A 14,861-nucleotide genomic window follows, 5' to 3' on the forward strand; every position below is an offset into this window, starting at 1 on the left:
GGTGAGCCGCTCCGCCTCGGCGCGCGCCTCGGTGGCGGGCACCTCCCGGGCCCGCGCGCGCAGCGCCTCCTGGGCGGCGTGCCGGTCGCGGCCCGAGAACAGCGCCTGGGACAGGGCGAGCGCGGTGCGGCGCTCGGCGGGCGACAGGTAGCGGTTGCGGCTGGAGAGGGCGAGGCCGTCCTCCTCGCGGACGGTGGGGACGCCGACGATCTCGATGCCGAAGTTCAGGTCCCGGACCATGCGGCGGACCAGCGCCAGCTGCTGGGCGTCCTTCTGCCCGAAGAAGGACGCGTCGGGACGGGTGAGGTGCAGCAGTTTGGCGACGACGGTGAGCATGCCGTCGAAGTGGCCGGGCCGGGAGGAGCCCTCAAGGCGTTCGCCCATGGGACCGGCGGTGATCCGCACCTCGGGCTCGCCGCCCGGGTAGACCTCCTCGACGGACGGGGCGAAGACGACGTCGGCGCCGGCCGCCCCGGCGAGCGCCACGTCGGCGTCGAGGGTGCGCGGGTAGCGGTCGAGGTCCTCCCCCGCGCCGAACTGGAGCGGGTTGACGAAGACGGTGACGACGACCTCGCCGTCCGGGCCGGCCGCGGCGCGCGCGGCGCGGACCAGGGTGGCGTGTCCCTCGTGCAGGGCGCCCATGGTCATCACCACGGCCCGGCGGCCGTGCCGTACGCGCGCGTGCAGTTCGTCGGCGGTGTGCAGCAGGACGGCGGTCATCGGGCGTTCCCTTCGGTGCCCTCGGCGAGGACGCCGAGCAGGTCTTCGGCGGCCGACGGTTCCAGCAGGCCGTTCGCGAGCGCGCGGTCGGCGGTGGCGCGCGCCATGGCGAGGTATCCGGCGACGGCCGCCGGGGCGTGCGCGCGCAACTGCTCGACGTGCGCGGCGACCGTACCGGCGTCCCCGCGCGCGACGGGACCGGTCAGGGCCGCGTCACCGGAGCGCAGGGCGTTGTCGAGGGCGGCGCCCAGCAGCGGGCCGAGCATCCGGTCGGGCGCGCCGACCCCGGCGGTGCGCAGCAGCTCCATGGACTGGGCGACCAGCGTGACCAGGTGGTTGGCGCCGAGGGCGAGCGCCGCGTGGTACAGCGGGCGCTTCTCCTCGTCGATCCACTCGGGTTCGCCGCCCATCTCGATGACCAGGGCCTCGGCCGCGAGCCGCAGCTCCTCGGGGGCGGTGACGCCGAAGGAGCAGCCGGCCAGCCGCTGCACGTCGACGGGGGTGCCGGTGAAGGTCATCGCGGGGTGCAGGGCGAGCGGCAGGGCGCCGGCCCGCAGCGCGGGGTCCAGTACGCGCGTGCCGAACCGTCCGGAGGTGTGCGCGAGCAGTTGGCCCGGCCGCACCGCGCCGGTCTCGGCGAGCCCCGACACCAGGCCCGGCAGGGCGTCGTCGGGGACGGTCAGCAGCACCAGCTCCGCCCGCTCCAGCACCTCGGCGGGCGTCACCAGGGGGACGTCGGGCAGGAGTGCCGCAGCGCGCCGCCGGGAGGCGTCGGAGACCCCGGAGGCGGCGACCGGGCGGTGGCCCGCGAGCTGGAGGGACGCGGCGAGCGCGGGGCCCACGCGGCCGGCGCCGACGACACCGACGGTGAGCCGCGCGGGGCGGTCCTGCGGATCGGGCGATGGGGTTGTGTTCACGCGGGGATGGCCTTCCCGTTCCAGCCGTTCCGGTCCGCCGCGGGTACCGGACGATTTCTCGTCATGTTAACGCGATCGGCTGCCGGGGCGGTGGTTCGTCCACAGGCTGTGGGTTTCCACGGGACGGCCGGTTCATCCGCGGCGCGGGCCACCCTGCATGATCGGCGACATGACTGATGACGCCGAGAAGCACGACGGGCAGTACGCCGGACGCCACGACGATCGTCGCGACGGGCTTGACGCCGAACGGCGCGACGGACGCGGTGCCGAGCAGGAGGCCAGGAAGCGCCGTGCCGCCGCCCGCCGCGGCGCGCGGCGGGTGCTCTCCCGCCCCGGCTACCTGGCGCCGCTCGGGCAGCGCCTGGCCCTGCTGGACGGCGCCGGGGAGCTGTACGACCTGGACGAGCCCGGCGACCTGTACGGCAACGGCGTCGTCACGGCCCTGGAGGAGCGGGTCGCCGCCCTGCTCGGCACGGAGGCCGCCGTCTTCTTCCCGACGGGCACGATGGCCCAGCAGGTCGCCCTGCGCTGCTGGGCGGGCCGTACGGGCAGCCCGGCGGTGGCGCTGCACGGCCTGTCCCACCCCGAGGTGCACGAGCGGAACGCGCTGAGCCAGGTCAGCGGTCTGCGTCCGGTACGGCTGACCGGCGCGCCCCGGCACTTCACGGCGGCGGAGGTGCGCGACTTCGAGGAGCCGTTCGGCACGCTGACGGTGGAGCTGCCGCTGCGGGACGCCGGGTATCTGCTGCCGTCCTGGGAGGAGCTGACCGACCTGGTCGCGGCCGCCCGCGAACGGGACGCCGTGGTCCACTTCGACGGGGCCCGCCTGTGGGAGACCACCACGCACTTCGGCCGGCCGGCGCACGAGATCGCGGGCCTCGCGGACAGCGTCTACGTGTCGTTCTACAAGTCGCTCGACGGTTTCGGCGGCGCCGCGCTCGCCGGTCCCGGCACGCTGGTGGAGGAGGCCCGGACCTGGCGGCACCGCTACGGCGGCGCGGTCTTCCAGCAGTTCCCGACGGCCCTGTCGGCGCTGGCCGGGCTGGAGCACGAGCTGCCCCGGCTGCCGGAGTACGTGGCGCACGCGCGCGTGGTGGCCGCCGCGCTGACGGCAGGGTTCGCCGCGGGCGGCACGGCGTGGGCGCGGGTGCACCCGGAGGTGCCGCACACCCACCAGTTCCAGGTCTGGCTGCCCTGCGACGCGGAGACCGCCGCCGAGGCGTCGGTCCGCCAGGCCGAGGAGACGGGCACCCTGCTCTTCGCCGACCACTGGGACTCCCGGGGCCCGGGGCTGGCGATGACGGAGGTGACGGTGAGCGCGGAGGGACTGACCTGGACGGAGGCGGACGTACGGGAGGCGGTCGCCGACTTCGTCACACGGCTCGCGTAGGAGACGGGCCCGACTCGCCCAGCGACGCGCAGGGAGCGGGCCCCGCTCAGCCGCGTCCGCCCGCCCGTACCAGCCCCGTCTCGTACGCCAGGACCACCACCTGCACCCGGTCCCGCAGGGCCAGCTTGGTGAGGATGCGGCCCACGTGGGTCTTCACGGTCGCCTCGGAGAGGACGAGCCGGGCCGCGATCTCGCCGTTGGACAGTCCCTGCGCCACGAGCACCATCACCTCGCGTTCGCGGTCGGTGAGCCGCTGGAGCGCGGTGTGGCCCGGCTCCTGGCCGCCGCTCGGCAGCATCGGCGCGAAGCGGTCCAGGAGCCGCCGGGTGGTAGACGGGGCGACCACGGCGTCACCGCTGTGCACGGAGCGGATGGCGGTGAGGAGTTCGCCGGGCGGCACGTCCTTGAGCATGAACCCGGACGCGCCGGCCTTCAGCGCCGAGAACGCGTACTCGTCGAGGTCGAAGGTGGTCAGGATGAGCACCTTGGGCGCGCCGGGCTCGGCGCAGATCCTGCGGGTGGCCTCGACCCCGTCGAGCTTGGGCATGCGGACGTCCATCAGGACGACGTCCACGGCGGTGGCGCGCAGCACCTGGAGCGCCTCGACGCCGTCGCCCGCCTCCGCGACGACCTCCATGTCCGGCTGGGCGGCGAGCACCATCCGGAACCCGGTGCGCAGCAGCACCTGGTCGTCGACGAGCATCACGCGGATCGCCATGGGTCTCTTCTCGTTTCCTTCGGTGCCGGGTCGGTTCGGGACTCGGTGGGCGGTCGTCAGTGCGCGGCTTTCAGGGGCAGCAGCACACTGATGCGGAATCCTCCGCCGGGACGCGGACCGGCGTCCAGCGTGCCGCCCACCATGCCGACCCGCTCCCGCATGCCGATGAGGCCGTGGCCCTGCCCGTCGAGCCCGCCCTCCTCGTACAGCTCGTGCGGCGCGCCCTTGCCGTCGTCCTCCACGAGCAGGCCGAGCCCGTCGTCGAAGTAGACCAGCCGTACGCTCGCGCCCGCGTTCGGGCCGCCGTGCTTGCGGGTGTTGGTCAGCGCCTCCTGCACGATGCGGTACGCGGTCAGCTCCACGCCGCTGGGCAGCGGCCGCGGGGTGCCCTCGACCTCGAAGTCGACGGGCAGTCCGGAGCCGCGGCACTCCTGCACCAGGTGCTCGATCTGCTGGACGTCGGGCTGCGGGACGTACTCCCCGGCCTCCTGGTGCTCGCCGGTGCGCAGCACGCCGAGCAGACGGCGCATCTCGGCGAGGGCCTGGCGGCCGGTGGAGGAGATGGTCTCCAGGGCCATCTTCGCCTGGTCGGGCGCCGCGTCCAGGACGTAGGCGGCGCCGTCGGCCTGCACCACCATCACCGAGACGTTGTGCGCGACGACGTCGTGCAGCTCCCGCGCGATCCGGGCGCGCTCGGCGGCCACCGCCACCTTGGCCTGCGCCTCGCGCTCCTTCTCCAGCCGGGCGTTGCGCTCCTCCAGCTGCGCGAAGTACGCGCGGCGGGTGCGGATGGAGTCGCCGAGCACCCAGGCCAGCGCGAACGGCACCGTCTGGAAGACCGTCACGGCGACCTGGGTCGCGACGTTCAGTTCCTGGCCGGGCCAGCGCAGCTGCGCCGTGGCCGCCGCGCACAGGCTGGTGGCGAGCGCGAGGCGGGAGGCCCAGCGGGCGCCCGTCGCGGCCACCGTGTAGACGATCACCAGCATGGCGAAGTCGGCGGCCATCGTGGAGACGTCCAGCAGCAGCTGGCCCAGGCCGAGGACGACGGCCAGCACCAGCATCTTCTCCGGCATCCGGCGGCGCAGCGCGACCACCAGGCAGAGCAGGGCGGAGAACGCACCGATCAGCACCGGTGAGCCGGTTCCGTCGCCGCTCATCGCCGCGCCCATGGTCGCCACGGAGACCGCGAGCAGGACGAGGGCCCAGAAGACGTCGACCCCGGTCGGGTGCCTGCGGAGGAAATCGTAGAGGCGCTGCACGCAACCCAGCGTATGGAAGCGCGATAGGTGCAGGGGTCAACCGGAGGGTCGATCCCAAGCGGGCGCGCGTACTCCGCAAGGTGGATGCCGTGTGCGCCCGCACGCCCCCTGTACAGCGCGACGGGCCCTAGCCTGAGCCGATGACGGCGGGCAGGACGAGGGAACGGCGACGGGAACGGCAGTGACAGCAGTGACAGCAATGACGACTGGCGACTGGTGTGGCTGGCGGGACGCGATGGAGATCGCGCTGTACGGACCCGAAGGCTTCTACCGCGACAGCTCCCGCACCCCGGCCGCCGCGCGGGGACCGGCCGGTCACTTCCGTACGTCCGTGCACGCGTCGCCGCTGTTCGCCGCCGCCGTGGCCCGGCTGCTCGGCCGGGTCGACACGGAGCTGGGCCACCCCGCGGAGCTGACCTTCGTCGACATGGCGGCCGGGCGCGGCGAACTGGCCGCCGGGGTCCTCGCCGCGTTGCCCCCCGCTGTCGCCGCCCGCACCCGCGTCCGCGCCGTCGAGGTCGCCGGCCGCCCGGCGGGCCTCGACGAACGGATCGAATGGCTCGCCGAGCCCCCGCGCGGCGTCACGGGGCTGCTCTTCGCCAACGAGTGGCTGGACAACGTGCCGGTGGAGGTCGCGGAGGTGGACGCCGAGGGCGTGGCGCGCCGCGTCCTGGTGCGGGCCGACGGCACCGAGCGGCTCGGCGGGCCGGTCGGCGGCGCGGACGCCGAGTGGCTGGCGCGCTGGTGGCCCCTGCCCGCCGAGGAGGGGCGGCGCGCCGAGAGCGGAGTCCTCCGGGACACGGCCTGGGCGTCCGCCGTGGCGGGCCTGGACCGGGGACTCGCCGTGGCCGTCGACTACGCGCACACGGCCGCCGACCGGCCCCCGTACGGGACGCTGACGGGCTTCCGGGAGGGCCGGGAGGTCCGGCCCGTGCCCGACGGGTCGTGCGACGTCACGGCCCATGTCGCACTGGACGCGTGCGCGACGGCGTGCGCGCGTCCCGGCGCCCGCATCGTGCGCCAACGCGCCGCCCTGCACTCCCTCGGCCTCTCCGGCGCACGCCCCCCGCTGACGCTGGCGTCCACCGACCCGGCCGCCTACGTCCGCGCGCTCGCGGGCGCCGGCGAGGCCGCCGAACTGACCGCGCCGGACGGCCTCGGCGGCTTTGCCTGGCTGCTCCAGCCCGTCGGCACGGACGCCCGCGCGCTACTTGTCGATGTCCCCGACCACGAAGAACAGTGACCCGAGGATCGCCACCATGTCCGCGACCAGTGTCCCGGGCAGCAGCTCGGTGAGCGCCTGGATGTTGTTGTACGACGCCGAGCGCAGCTTCAGCCGGTACGGCGTCTTCTCGCCCTTGCTGACCAGGTAGTAGCCGTTGATGCCGAGCGGGTTCTCGGTCCAGGCGTAGGTGTGCCCCTCGGGTGCCTTCAGCACCTTCGGGAGCCGCTGGTTGACCGGGCCGGGCGGCAGCTCGGCGACCCGGTCCAGACAGGCGTCGGCGAGGTCGAGGGCGTTGTGCGTCTGCTCCAGCAGGCACTCGAAGCGGGCGAGGCAGTCGCCCTCCGCGCGCGTGACGACCTTCAGGGTGTCCCGCAGTTCGCCGTAGGCCAGGTACGGCTCGTCGCGGCGCAGGTCGAAGTCGACGCCCGAGGCACGCCCGATCGGCCCGCTCACCCCGTAGGCGTGCACGGCCTCGGGCGACAGGACGCCCACCGCGCGGGTGCGCCCGCGGAAGATCTCGTTGCCGAGCACCAGGTCGTCGAAGACGTCCATGCGCGAGCGCACGGCGGCGACGGCGCCACGCGCGCGTGCGGTCCAGCCGGCCGGCAGGTCCTCCTTGAGGCCGCCGACCCGGTTGAACATGTAGTGCATCCGCCCGCCGGAGACCTCCTCCATGACGTTCTGCAGCGCCTCGCGCTCCCGGAAGGCGTAGAACATCGGCGTGATGCCGCCCAGCTCCAGCGGATAGGAGCCGAGGAACATCAGGTGGTTCAGCACCCGGTTCAGCTCCGCCAGCAGCGTGCGCAGCCACACCGCGCGCGGGGGGACCTCCATGCCGAGCATCCGCTCGACGGCGAGGACCACGCCCAGCTCGTTGGAGAACGCCGACAGCCAGTCGTGGCGGTTGGCGAGCATGATGATCTGCCGGTAGTCGCGCGCCTCGAAGAGCTTCTCCGCGCCCCGGTGCATATAGCCGATCACGGGCTCCGCGCGGAGGATCCGCTCGCCGTCCAGGACGAGCTTCAGGCGCAGCACCCCGTGGGTCGACGGGTGCTGCGGCCCGATGTTGAGCACCATGTCGGTGCTCTCCGCGGCGCCGCCGATTCCGACCATGGTCTCCGTCGTGGGAGTCATGAACCCAGTCTCCCCTACGTACGCTGGGCTCATGGAGACGGGGAGCCCGGACACTTCGGGAACGGCGGCGACCTCCGGGACCGCCGGGACGGCCGGTACGACGACGGGCAGGACGTCCGCGGGCACGACGGACCCGGGCACGACGGACGCGGTGACGGCCGCGAGCACGGCTGCGGCGGCGGACGGGGACGAGCCGGTGTGGACCGGGCTGCCCCGCGGTCTGCTGCGGATGCGACGGCTGCTGCTGACGGTCTGGCTGGGCCTGCTGACCCTCGCCACCGGCGTGCTCCTCTGGCTCTTCGCCGCCCCCGCCTGGGCCGCCCTCGCCCTGCTCCCCCTGGCCCTGCTGGCCTGGGGCTGGGTGATGCTGGAGCGCAACTGGCGCTCCTGGCGCTACGCCGAGCGCGCCGACGACCTGCTGCTCAGCCGCGGCGTGCTGTGGCGGGAGGAGACGGTCGTACCGTACGGGCGGATGCAGCTGGTCGAGGTGACCTCCGGGCCCGTCGAACGGCACTTCGGGCTGGCCAGCGTGCAACTGCACACGGCCGCCGCGGCGACCGACGCCACCCTCCCCGGCCTCGACCCGGCCGAGGCCGAACGCCTGCGCGACCGGCTCACCGAGCTGGGCGAGGCCAGGTCGGCGGGGCTGTGACCGCGACCGGCGCCGAGAACGGCGTACCCGCCACCGAGAACGGCGCCCCCGCCGCCGAACAGGAGATCGTCGAGCGGCGGCTGCACCCCGTCACCCCGCTGCGGCGCGCCTGGGCCCCGGTCGCCGTCCTGGTCGGCTGGGCCGTGCACGACCCCGACCAGGCACAGCGCCAGCTCACCCGCCTCACCACCGGCACCCTCCTGATCGGCCTCGCCGTCCTCATCCCGGCCGCCGCCCTCTACGGCTTTCTGACCTGGTGGTACACCCACTACGCGGTCACCCGCACCGAACTGCGCATCCGTACCGGCCTGCTCTTCCGCCGCACCGCGCACATCCGTCTCGAACGCATCCAGGCCATCGACGTCACCCAGCCGCTGCTCGCCCGGGTCACGGGCGTCGCCAAGCTCCGGCTCGACGTCATAGGCGTCGACAAGAAGGACGAGCTGGCCTTCCTCGGCGCCGACCACGCGCGTGCGCTGCGCGCGGAACTGCTCGCCAGGGCGGCCGGTTTCGCGCCCGAGACGGCCTCCGAGGTCGGCGAGGCCCCCGCCCGGCAACTGCTGCGCGTGCCGCCCGGCGTCATCGCCGTCTCCCTGCTGCTCACCGGCGCGACCTGGGGCACGCTGCTCGCCGCCGTCGTCGTACCGACGCTGCTGTGGCTCGCCACCCACAGCCTGTGGACGGTCGTCGCGACCGCCGTCCCGCTGCTGGGCGGCGCGGGCGCGAGCAGCGTGGGACGGTTCGTCGGCGAGTACGACTGGACCGTCGCCGAGTCACCCGACGGCCTCCGCATCGACCACGGCCTGCTGGACCGCACCCACGAGACCGTGCCGCCGGGGCGGGTGCAGACCGTACGGGTCGTCGAACCGCTGCTGTGGCGGCGGCGCGGCTGGGTCCGGATCGAACTCGACGTGGCCGGGTCGTCCAACTCCGTCCTGGTGCCCGTCGCCACCCGGGAGATCGCCGCGTCCGTCGTCGCGCACGTGCTCCCCGGAGTGACCCTGCCGCCGCGCGGGGCGGCCGAGCGCCCGCCGCGCCGGGCCGGGCGCCGCGTACCGCTGTGGTGGCGCGGCTACGGGCTCACCGTCACCGACGAGGTGTTCGCCGCCCGGCACGGACTGCTGCGGCGCGGACTGGCCCTGGTGCCGCACGCCAAGGTGCAGAGCGTCCGGCTGACGCAGGGGCCCTGGCAGCGCGCCCTGGGGCTCGCGAACGTCCGCGTGGACACGGGGGCCGGCAAGACCGTCACGGCGTGGCAGCGGGACGCCACGGAGGCGGCGGAGCTGCTGCGGGCCCAGGCCGAGCGGTCCAGGACCGGACGGCGCGGCGCGCGGCCCGACCGGTGGATGGCCGGGGGCTGACGGGGCTGACCGGCCGGGGTGCGGCGGTGCGGTTCAGGAGACCGCGCTGCGCAGGCCCTCCAGGTCGATCTGCTCGGTCTCGTCGTGCGCCGTCAGGTCGATCACCTGGCCGACGCCCCGGGCGTCCTCGTCGGCCGGCTTGAACCCGGACTCCGCCTCGGCCTTGTGCAGCGCGAGCGCCTCCTGGCCGACCACGTCGGCGAGGTCCTCGTTCTGCACGGTCGCCAGGGCACCGGCGTCCGTCCCGGTACCCGGCACGTCCGGCTTCTTGTTGCCGAAGAAGTCGAAGCCGCCCTCGGTCGCCGGACGCCGCGCGGGGGCCGCCGCCGGCACGACGGCCACGGCGGTCGGCACGGTGAAGTGGCCGGACGCCCGCCGCGTGGGCTGGTTCGGCTGCACCGGCTCGGACGCGGCGGGCGCGCGCTCGTGCCCGCCGTCACCGGACGGGGGGCCGGGGACCTCGTCCTCCTGACCGGGCCCGGCCGCCGCGTCGGCCTCCGGACCGCCACCGCCACCGCCGTCCCCGTCGCCGCCGTCCTCATCGGCATCGGCGACGTCAGCGCTGCTGCCTGCACCGTCCACGGCGTCCACCCCGTCCACGCCGTCTGTGTCGCCGTCCGCGTCGAACTTGGCGTCCTCGGCGTCCTCGGCGTCCTCGGTGTGACCGACATCCTCGGTCTCCACGACGACCTCGGCGTCATCCGCGCCTTCGGCGTCCAGCCGCGCCAGCGCCGTGCTCGCCCGCAGGAACAGCCGCGACCCCTCCGGCGAGAAGACCGCGGGAGCGTCGGTGTCGCCCTTCGCCACGTCCGTGCCCGACCGCTCCTCCGACCGCTCCTCCGGGTCCTCCGGGCGCGTGTCCGGCGCCGTGCGCGCGGCGGGCAGCGCGGGCGTGGGGGCGGCCTCCAGCTCCAGCCGCCGGCGTCCCTCCAGGGCGCTGGCGCGCTCGGTCTCCGCCGTGGCGTACCGGCGCAGCAGGGAGGCGTGCTCGTTGCGCAGTCCCGCCAGTTCCGCGCGCTTGGCGCGCAGCCGCTGCTCCAGCTTGGCGCGGAGTTCGCGCGACTCCTCCAGGTCGGACTCCAGCTCGGCGACGCGCTCCTCGAAGCGCCACTCGTCGCTCGCCCGCGCGCGCGTGAGGTCGGCGACCTGCCGGCCCGCCTGGACGTCCCAGTGGCGCATGACGACCGCGCCGACGACCGCGGTCGCCGCGGCGGCGGCGGCCAGCGCGCGGAGCACGGTCGCCTCGCCGAACACCCAGGGGCCTACGGCGCAGACGACGGAGACGCCTGCGATCGCCGACGGGGGAAGCAGCCTGTGCAGAGGCGGGGAATGACGGTGACGTCCACGTGGCATGGCCAGAAACTTACCGCGCGTAGGCGTTTCTTGACGCCTCGACCCCGCAAAAAGACAGCAGTCCCGTAAGTGTTCACAGGCCATCAGGAAAAACGCGCCGATAAAACAAGATCATTTCCTGCTAGGTCCACCGCTAAGGAGATCGCTCCCGCCCGTATAACGGCTCCCTCCCCCGTACTCAGGCCCCCGCGCGCTCACGCACTCACGTTCGCGGAGACCGCCGAAGCGGCCCGAAGAAGTGGCTCGCCGGGCCCGGGGCCTAGGCTGAAGACATGAGCAAGCAGACCGGCCGCCGCCACGTGGCGGGACTCACCGCATGGGACCGCTGCGCGGTCATGGGGGTCGTCAACGTCACCCCCGACTCCTTCTCCGACGGCGGCCGCTGGTTCGACACGACGGCCGCCGTCAAACACGGCCTCGACCTGGTCTCCGAGGGCGCCGACCTCATCGACGTCGGCGGCGAGTCCACCCGGCCCGGCGCCACCCGCGTCGACGAGGACGAGGAGCTGCGGCGGGTCGTCCCGGTCGTGCGCGGCCTGGCCTCCGAGGGCGTCACGGTCTCCGTCGACACGATGCGCTCCTCCGTCGCCGAGCGGTCCCTCGCGGCCGGCGCGGCCCTCGTCAACGACGTCAGCGGCGGTCTCGCCGACGACCGCATGATCCCGGTCGTCGCGGACGCCGGCGCCTCCTTCGTCGTCATGCACTGGCGCGGCCTGCTGGAGGGCGGCAACGTCCGGGGCTCCTACGACGACGTCGTCACCGAGGTCGTCGACGAGCTGCACGCGCGCGTGGAGGCCGTTCTCGCGGGCGGCATCGCCCCGGACCGCGTCGTCGTCGACCCCGGTCTCGGCTTCTCCAAGGACACCGAGCACGACCTGGTGCTGCTGGCCCACCTGGACCGTCTCCTCGGGCTCGGCCACCCGCTCCTCGTCGCCGCCTCCCGCAAGCGGTTCCTCGGCCGGGTGCTGGCCGCGTCCGACGGCGCCGTGCCCCCCGCGCGGGAGCGCGACGCCGCCACCGCCGCCGTCTCCGCGCTCGCCGCGCGGGCCGGTGCCTGGGCGGTCCGCGTGCACGAGGTCCGCGCGACGGCCGACGCGGTACGGGTCGCGCGCGCGATCGAGGGCGCGGGAGCGGGCGGCGCCGAGTGAGCGCCCCGCACCTCGACGTGGAACAGGTCGAGGCCGCCAACACCGCCTTCTACGAGGCACTGGAGGAGGGCGACTTCGAGCGGCTGAGCGGCCTCTGGCTCACCCCGTCCGACCTCGGCGTCGACGAGACGTACCACGACCCCGCGGACAGCGGTGTGGTCTCCTGCGTGCACCCCGGCTGGCCCGTGCTCACGGGACGCGGCGAGGTCCTGCGGTCGTACGCGCTGATCATGGCGAACACCGACTACATCCAGTTCTTCCTCACCGACACCCACGTCTCCGTCACCGGCGACACCGCCGTGGTCACCTGCACGGAGAACATCCTCAGCGGCGGCCCCGCCCCGCGGGAGGGCGACGAGCTGGGACCGCTCGTCGGGCAGCTCGTGGTCGCCACCAACGTGTTCCGGCGCACGCCCTCCGGCTGGAAGCTCTGGTCGCACCACGGCTCTCCGGTCCTGGCGGAGACCGACGAGGACGACGAGGACGACGAGACGCCCGCCTGAGCGCCGCGGAGCCCGTGTGTGGTTGGAATCACCGACCGGCGGGTATGGGCGGCTACCAGCCGGTGAGCCACCGGGTCCGCCAGGGCGAACACGCGGTGAAACCTGCTTGCGCCCGGCCGGCCGCCGGCACCCCGCGGCCCGGTGTTGTCAGTGGCCGCGGGTAGATTCGACTGTGGCCGGCGAGCCGTCCGCACACGGCGACGACCGGTCCCGACCGACGACTGCAGGAGTGATTGCGTGGATCGTGTCGCGTTGCGCGGCCTCAAGGCCCGCGGGCACCACGGTGTCTTCCCCAAGGAGCGCGAGGAGGGCCAGACCTTCCTCGTGGACATCGTCCTGGGCCTGGACACCCGGCCCGCCGCGGCCGACGACGACCTGACGAAGACCGTGCACTACGGCATCGTCGCCGAGGAGGTGGTGGCCGTCGTCTCGGGCGAGCCCGTCAACCTCGTCGAGACGCTCGCCGAGCGCATCGCCCAGGTCTGCCTCAAGCACGAAGGGGTCCAGGAGGTCGAGGTCTGCGTCCACAAGCCGGACGCCCCGATCACCGTCCCCTTCGACGACGTGACCGTCACGATCACCCGGAGCCGAGTATGAGCGTCCCGTTCACCCCGGGCACCGGCGACCCGACCGTCCAGCCGGTCCCCGCGTCGGTCACCGAGCAGGTCGACGCCGCCGACACCACCATGTCCAACCCCAGGCGCGCCGTCATCTCCCTCGGTGCCAACCTCGGCAACCGCCTGGAGACCCTCCAGGGCGCCATCGACGCGCTGGAGGACACCCCCGGCGTCCGCGTCAAAGGCGTCTCCCCGGTCTACGAGACGGAGCCGTGGGGCGTCGACCCGGACACCCAGCCGTCGTACTTCAACGCCGTCGTGGTCCTGAAGACCACCCTCCCGCCGTCCTCCCTGCTGGAGCGCGCGCACGCCGTGGAGGAGGCGTTCCACCGGGTGCGGGAGGAGCGCTGGGGCCCGCGCACGCTGGACGTCGACATCATCGCGTACGCCGACGTCGTCTCCGACGACCCCCGGCTCACCCTGCCCCACCCGCACGCCCACGAACGTGCCTTCGTCCTCGCCCCCTGGCACGACGTCGACCCCGGGGCGGCGCTGCCCGGCCGCGGCCCGGTCGCCGAGCTGCTGGGCGGCGTCGAGCGGGCCGGTGTCACCCCCCGCGCCGACCTGGAACTCCGGCTGCCCGAGTAGTCGTTAAGGTCGACACGACCACTGTGCGGGAATCGAAGGGACATCTGGGACACCGTGAAAGAGCTGCGCATCAGGGTGCTGGCCGGCGTCTTCGTCGTGGCCGGCGTCCTGTCCTGGGCCGGCGCCCGCCTGTGGAACTCGGTGGGGACACTGCCGAGCGTCCCGCTGGCCGCCCCGATCGTCCTCGCGCTGATCGCCGTGGTCCTGCTGGCCACGGCCCTGTCCCTGCGCGCCCGCCTCAAGGCACAGCGCGACCGCGTCCCCGGCGCCAAGGGCGTCGACCCGCTGATGGCGGCCCGCGCGGTCGTCTTCGGCCAGGCCAGTGCCCTGGTCGCCGCCCTGGTCGCCGGCGTGTACGGCGGCACGGGCGTGGTCCTTCTGGAGTCCCTCGACATCCCCGCCCGCCGCGACCAGGCCGTCTACGCCGGCTTCGCCGTCCTGGCGGCCCTCGGCGTCATAGCGGCGGCCATCTTCCTGGAGCGGGTCTGCAGACTCCCGGAGGACGAGGACGACGACCACCCGGGCGCGGCGTCGGCGGCCTAGGCCGACTCGGGGCCCCTGCGGATCAGCGCGCCATGATGAGGCTCATGGCCTCCGCGCGGGTCGCCGCGTCCCGCAGCTGGCCGCGCACCGCCGACGTCAGCGTCTTCGCCCCCGGCTTGCGTATGCCGCGCATCGACATGCACATGTGCTCGCACTCCACGACGACGATCACGCCGCGCGGCTCCAGGATCTCCATCAGGGAGTCCGCGATCTGCGTGGTGAGCCGCTCCTGCACCTGCGGCCGCCGGGCGTAGACGTCGACGAGACGGGCCAGCTTGGACAGCCCGGTGATCTTGCCGCTGGTGGCCGGGATGTAGCCGACGTGCGCGACACCCCGGAAGGGGACCAGGTGGTGCTCACAGGTCGAGTACACCTCGATGTCCTTGACCAGCACCATCTCGTCGTGGCCGAGGTCGAACGTCGTCGTCAGCACGGACTCGGGCTTCTGCCACAGACCGGCGAATATCTCCTGGTACGCCCGCGCCACCCGGGCCGGCGTCTCCTTGAGGCCCTCGCGGTCCGGGTCCTCGCCGACCGCGATCAGCAGTTCGCGTACGGCGTTCTCGGCGCGCTTCTCGTCGAACTCGCCGATGGGGCCCTCGCCGTCCAGCGTCACGGGGTCGGTCATGTGGTGCCTCGTTCCTGTCACTGTCCTGCCTGCCGGCATAGGAGACTGCCGCGCCCCCCAGGCTAGAACCTGGGGGGCGCGGCAGTCATTCCGGGCCTGGTGGGG

At 74.1% G+C, this 14,861-nt stretch carries 16 protein-coding genes; 9 read left to right on the top strand and 7 right to left on the bottom strand.

The annotated features are described in order from the left end of the window. Window positions 1–720 (bottom strand): pantoate--beta-alanine ligase (gene panC / locus UW392_RS52320; protein WP_320782506.1); only part of this gene is annotated, 720 nt, incomplete at its 3' end. Then, on the bottom strand, window positions 717–1,637 hold the full coding sequence (locus UW392_RS52325) for a Rossmann-like and DUF2520 domain-containing protein (protein WP_320782507.1): 921 nt from the start codon (window positions 1,635–1,637) through the stop codon (window positions 717–719). The genes panC and UW392_RS52325, both read right to left, overlap by 4 nt. A 169-nt stretch (window positions 1,638–1,806) precedes the next feature. Between UW392_RS52325 and UW392_RS52330 the strand changes: the two genes are divergently transcribed. Beyond that, window positions 1,807–3,027, top strand: coding sequence for a threonine aldolase family protein (locus UW392_RS52330; RefSeq protein WP_320782508.1), 1,221 nt, complete (start codon window positions 1,807–1,809; stop codon window positions 3,025–3,027). A gap of 46 nt (window positions 3,028–3,073) precedes the next feature. Here UW392_RS52330 and UW392_RS52335 read toward each other — a convergent pair whose 3' ends face one another. Together UW392_RS52335 and UW392_RS52340 are read right to left on the bottom strand one after the other, a co-directional pair. Further along, window positions 3,074–3,745 (bottom strand): response regulator transcription factor, encoded by a 672-nt coding sequence (locus UW392_RS52335; RefSeq protein WP_320782509.1) that lies wholly within the window; start codon window positions 3,743–3,745, stop codon window positions 3,074–3,076. A gap of 56 nt (window positions 3,746–3,801) precedes the next feature. Beyond that, entirely contained in the window at window positions 3,802–5,004 is a 1,203-nt protein-coding gene (locus UW392_RS52340; protein ID WP_320782510.1) for a sensor histidine kinase, read from the bottom strand. Between the two features lie 199 nt (window positions 5,005–5,203). On the opposite strand from UW392_RS52340, the gene UW392_RS52345 reads away from it, so the two are divergent. Continuing rightward, the gene (locus tag UW392_RS52345; protein ID WP_320782511.1) at window positions 5,204–6,247 is read left to right on the top strand and encodes an SAM-dependent methyltransferase; all 1,044 of its coding nucleotides are present in this window, start codon (window positions 5,204–5,206) and stop codon (window positions 6,245–6,247) included. On the opposite strand, the gene UW392_RS52350 is transcribed toward UW392_RS52345, so the two are convergent. Then, on the bottom strand, window positions 6,212–7,363 hold the full coding sequence (locus UW392_RS52350) for an NADH-quinone oxidoreductase subunit D (RefSeq protein ID WP_320782512.1): 1,152 nt from the start codon (window positions 7,361–7,363) through the stop codon (window positions 6,212–6,214). The genes UW392_RS52345 and UW392_RS52350 overlap by 36 nt on opposite strands. Window positions 7,364–7,394: 31 nt before the next feature. Here UW392_RS52350 and UW392_RS52355 point away from each other — a divergent pair, with 31 nt between their 5' ends. After that, the gene (locus tag UW392_RS52355; protein WP_320782513.1) at window positions 7,395–8,015 is read left to right on the top strand and encodes a PH domain-containing protein; all 621 of its coding nucleotides are present in this window, start codon (window positions 7,395–7,397) and stop codon (window positions 8,013–8,015) included. Between the two features lie 65 nt (window positions 8,016–8,080). Continuing rightward, window positions 8,081–9,376, top strand: coding sequence for a PH domain-containing protein (locus tag UW392_RS52360; protein WP_320782555.1), 1,296 nt, complete (start codon window positions 8,081–8,083; stop codon window positions 9,374–9,376). A 33-nt stretch (window positions 9,377–9,409) separates the two neighbouring features. Here the strand turns inward: UW392_RS52360 and UW392_RS52365 are convergent, their stop codons facing one another. Continuing rightward, on the bottom strand, window positions 9,410–10,729 hold the full coding sequence (locus UW392_RS52365) for a hypothetical protein (RefSeq protein ID WP_320782514.1): 1,320 nt from the start codon (window positions 10,727–10,729) through the stop codon (window positions 9,410–9,412). A gap of 272 nt (window positions 10,730–11,001) precedes the next feature. Between UW392_RS52365 and folP the strand changes: the two genes are divergently transcribed. From folP to UW392_RS52390, 5 genes are all read left to right on the top strand, one after another. After that, the gene (folP, locus tag UW392_RS52370; RefSeq protein WP_320782515.1) at window positions 11,002–11,877 is read left to right on the top strand and encodes a dihydropteroate synthase; all 876 of its coding nucleotides are present in this window, start codon (window positions 11,002–11,004) and stop codon (window positions 11,875–11,877) included. Then, entirely contained in the window at window positions 11,874–12,380 is a 507-nt protein-coding gene (locus UW392_RS52375; RefSeq protein WP_320782516.1) for a nuclear transport factor 2 family protein, read from the top strand. Before folP ends, UW392_RS52375 begins: the two co-directional genes overlap by 4 nt. A 237-nt stretch (window positions 12,381–12,617) precedes the next feature. Continuing rightward, the gene (gene folB, locus UW392_RS52380) at window positions 12,618–12,977 is read left to right on the top strand and encodes a dihydroneopterin aldolase (RefSeq protein WP_320782517.1); all 360 of its coding nucleotides are present in this window, start codon (window positions 12,618–12,620) and stop codon (window positions 12,975–12,977) included. Further along, window positions 12,974–13,585, top strand: a complete 612-nt coding sequence (gene folK / locus UW392_RS52385; RefSeq protein WP_320782518.1) for a 2-amino-4-hydroxy-6-hydroxymethyldihydropteridine diphosphokinase — start codon at window positions 12,974–12,976, stop codon at window positions 13,583–13,585. The genes folB and folK overlap by 4 nt, the downstream gene beginning before the upstream one ends. A gap of 54 nt (window positions 13,586–13,639) precedes the next feature. Beyond that, complete coding sequence (locus tag UW392_RS52390; protein ID WP_320782519.1) at window positions 13,640–14,128, top strand: DUF3180 domain-containing protein; 489 nt, start codon at window positions 13,640–13,642, stop codon at window positions 14,126–14,128. 22 nt (window positions 14,129–14,150) lie between these two features. Here UW392_RS52390 and folE read toward each other — a convergent pair whose 3' ends face one another. Next, window positions 14,151–14,756: a GTP cyclohydrolase I FolE gene (folE, locus tag UW392_RS52395; RefSeq protein ID WP_320782520.1), complete on the bottom strand. Its 606-nt coding sequence runs from the start codon at window positions 14,754–14,756 to the stop codon at window positions 14,151–14,153. Window positions 14,757–14,861: the final 105 nt, after the last annotated feature.

The organism is Streptomyces sp. CRN 30, assembly GCF_034105845.1.

Excerpts from the sequence above, each read along its gene's own strand:
- UW392_RS52365 (WP_320782514.1), bottom strand. The coding sequence starts at position 10,729 with ATGCCACGTGGACGTCACCGTCATTCCCCGCCTCTGCACAGGCTGCTT.
- UW392_RS52355 (WP_320782513.1), top strand. The coding sequence starts at position 7,395 with ATGGAGACGGGGAGCCCGGACACTTCGGGAACGGCGGCGACCTCCGGG.
- UW392_RS52335 (WP_320782509.1), bottom strand. The coding sequence starts at position 3,745 with ATGGCGATCCGCGTGATGCTCGTCGACGACCAGGTGCTGCTGCGCACC.
- folE (WP_320782520.1), bottom strand. The coding sequence starts at position 14,756 with ATGACCGACCCCGTGACGCTGGACGGCGAGGGCCCCATCGGCGAGTTC.
- folP (WP_320782515.1), top strand. The coding sequence starts at position 11,002 with ATGAGCAAGCAGACCGGCCGCCGCCACGTGGCGGGACTCACCGCATGG.
- UW392_RS52350 (WP_320782512.1), bottom strand. The coding sequence starts at position 7,363 with ATGACTCCCACGACGGAGACCATGGTCGGAATCGGCGGCGCCGCGGAG.
- UW392_RS52330 (WP_320782508.1), top strand. The coding sequence starts at position 1,807 with ATGACTGATGACGCCGAGAAGCACGACGGGCAGTACGCCGGACGCCAC.
- folK (WP_320782518.1), top strand. The coding sequence starts at position 12,974 with ATGAGCGTCCCGTTCACCCCGGGCACCGGCGACCCGACCGTCCAGCCG.
- UW392_RS52345 (WP_320782511.1), top strand. The coding sequence starts at position 5,204 with ATGACGACTGGCGACTGGTGTGGCTGGCGGGACGCGATGGAGATCGCG.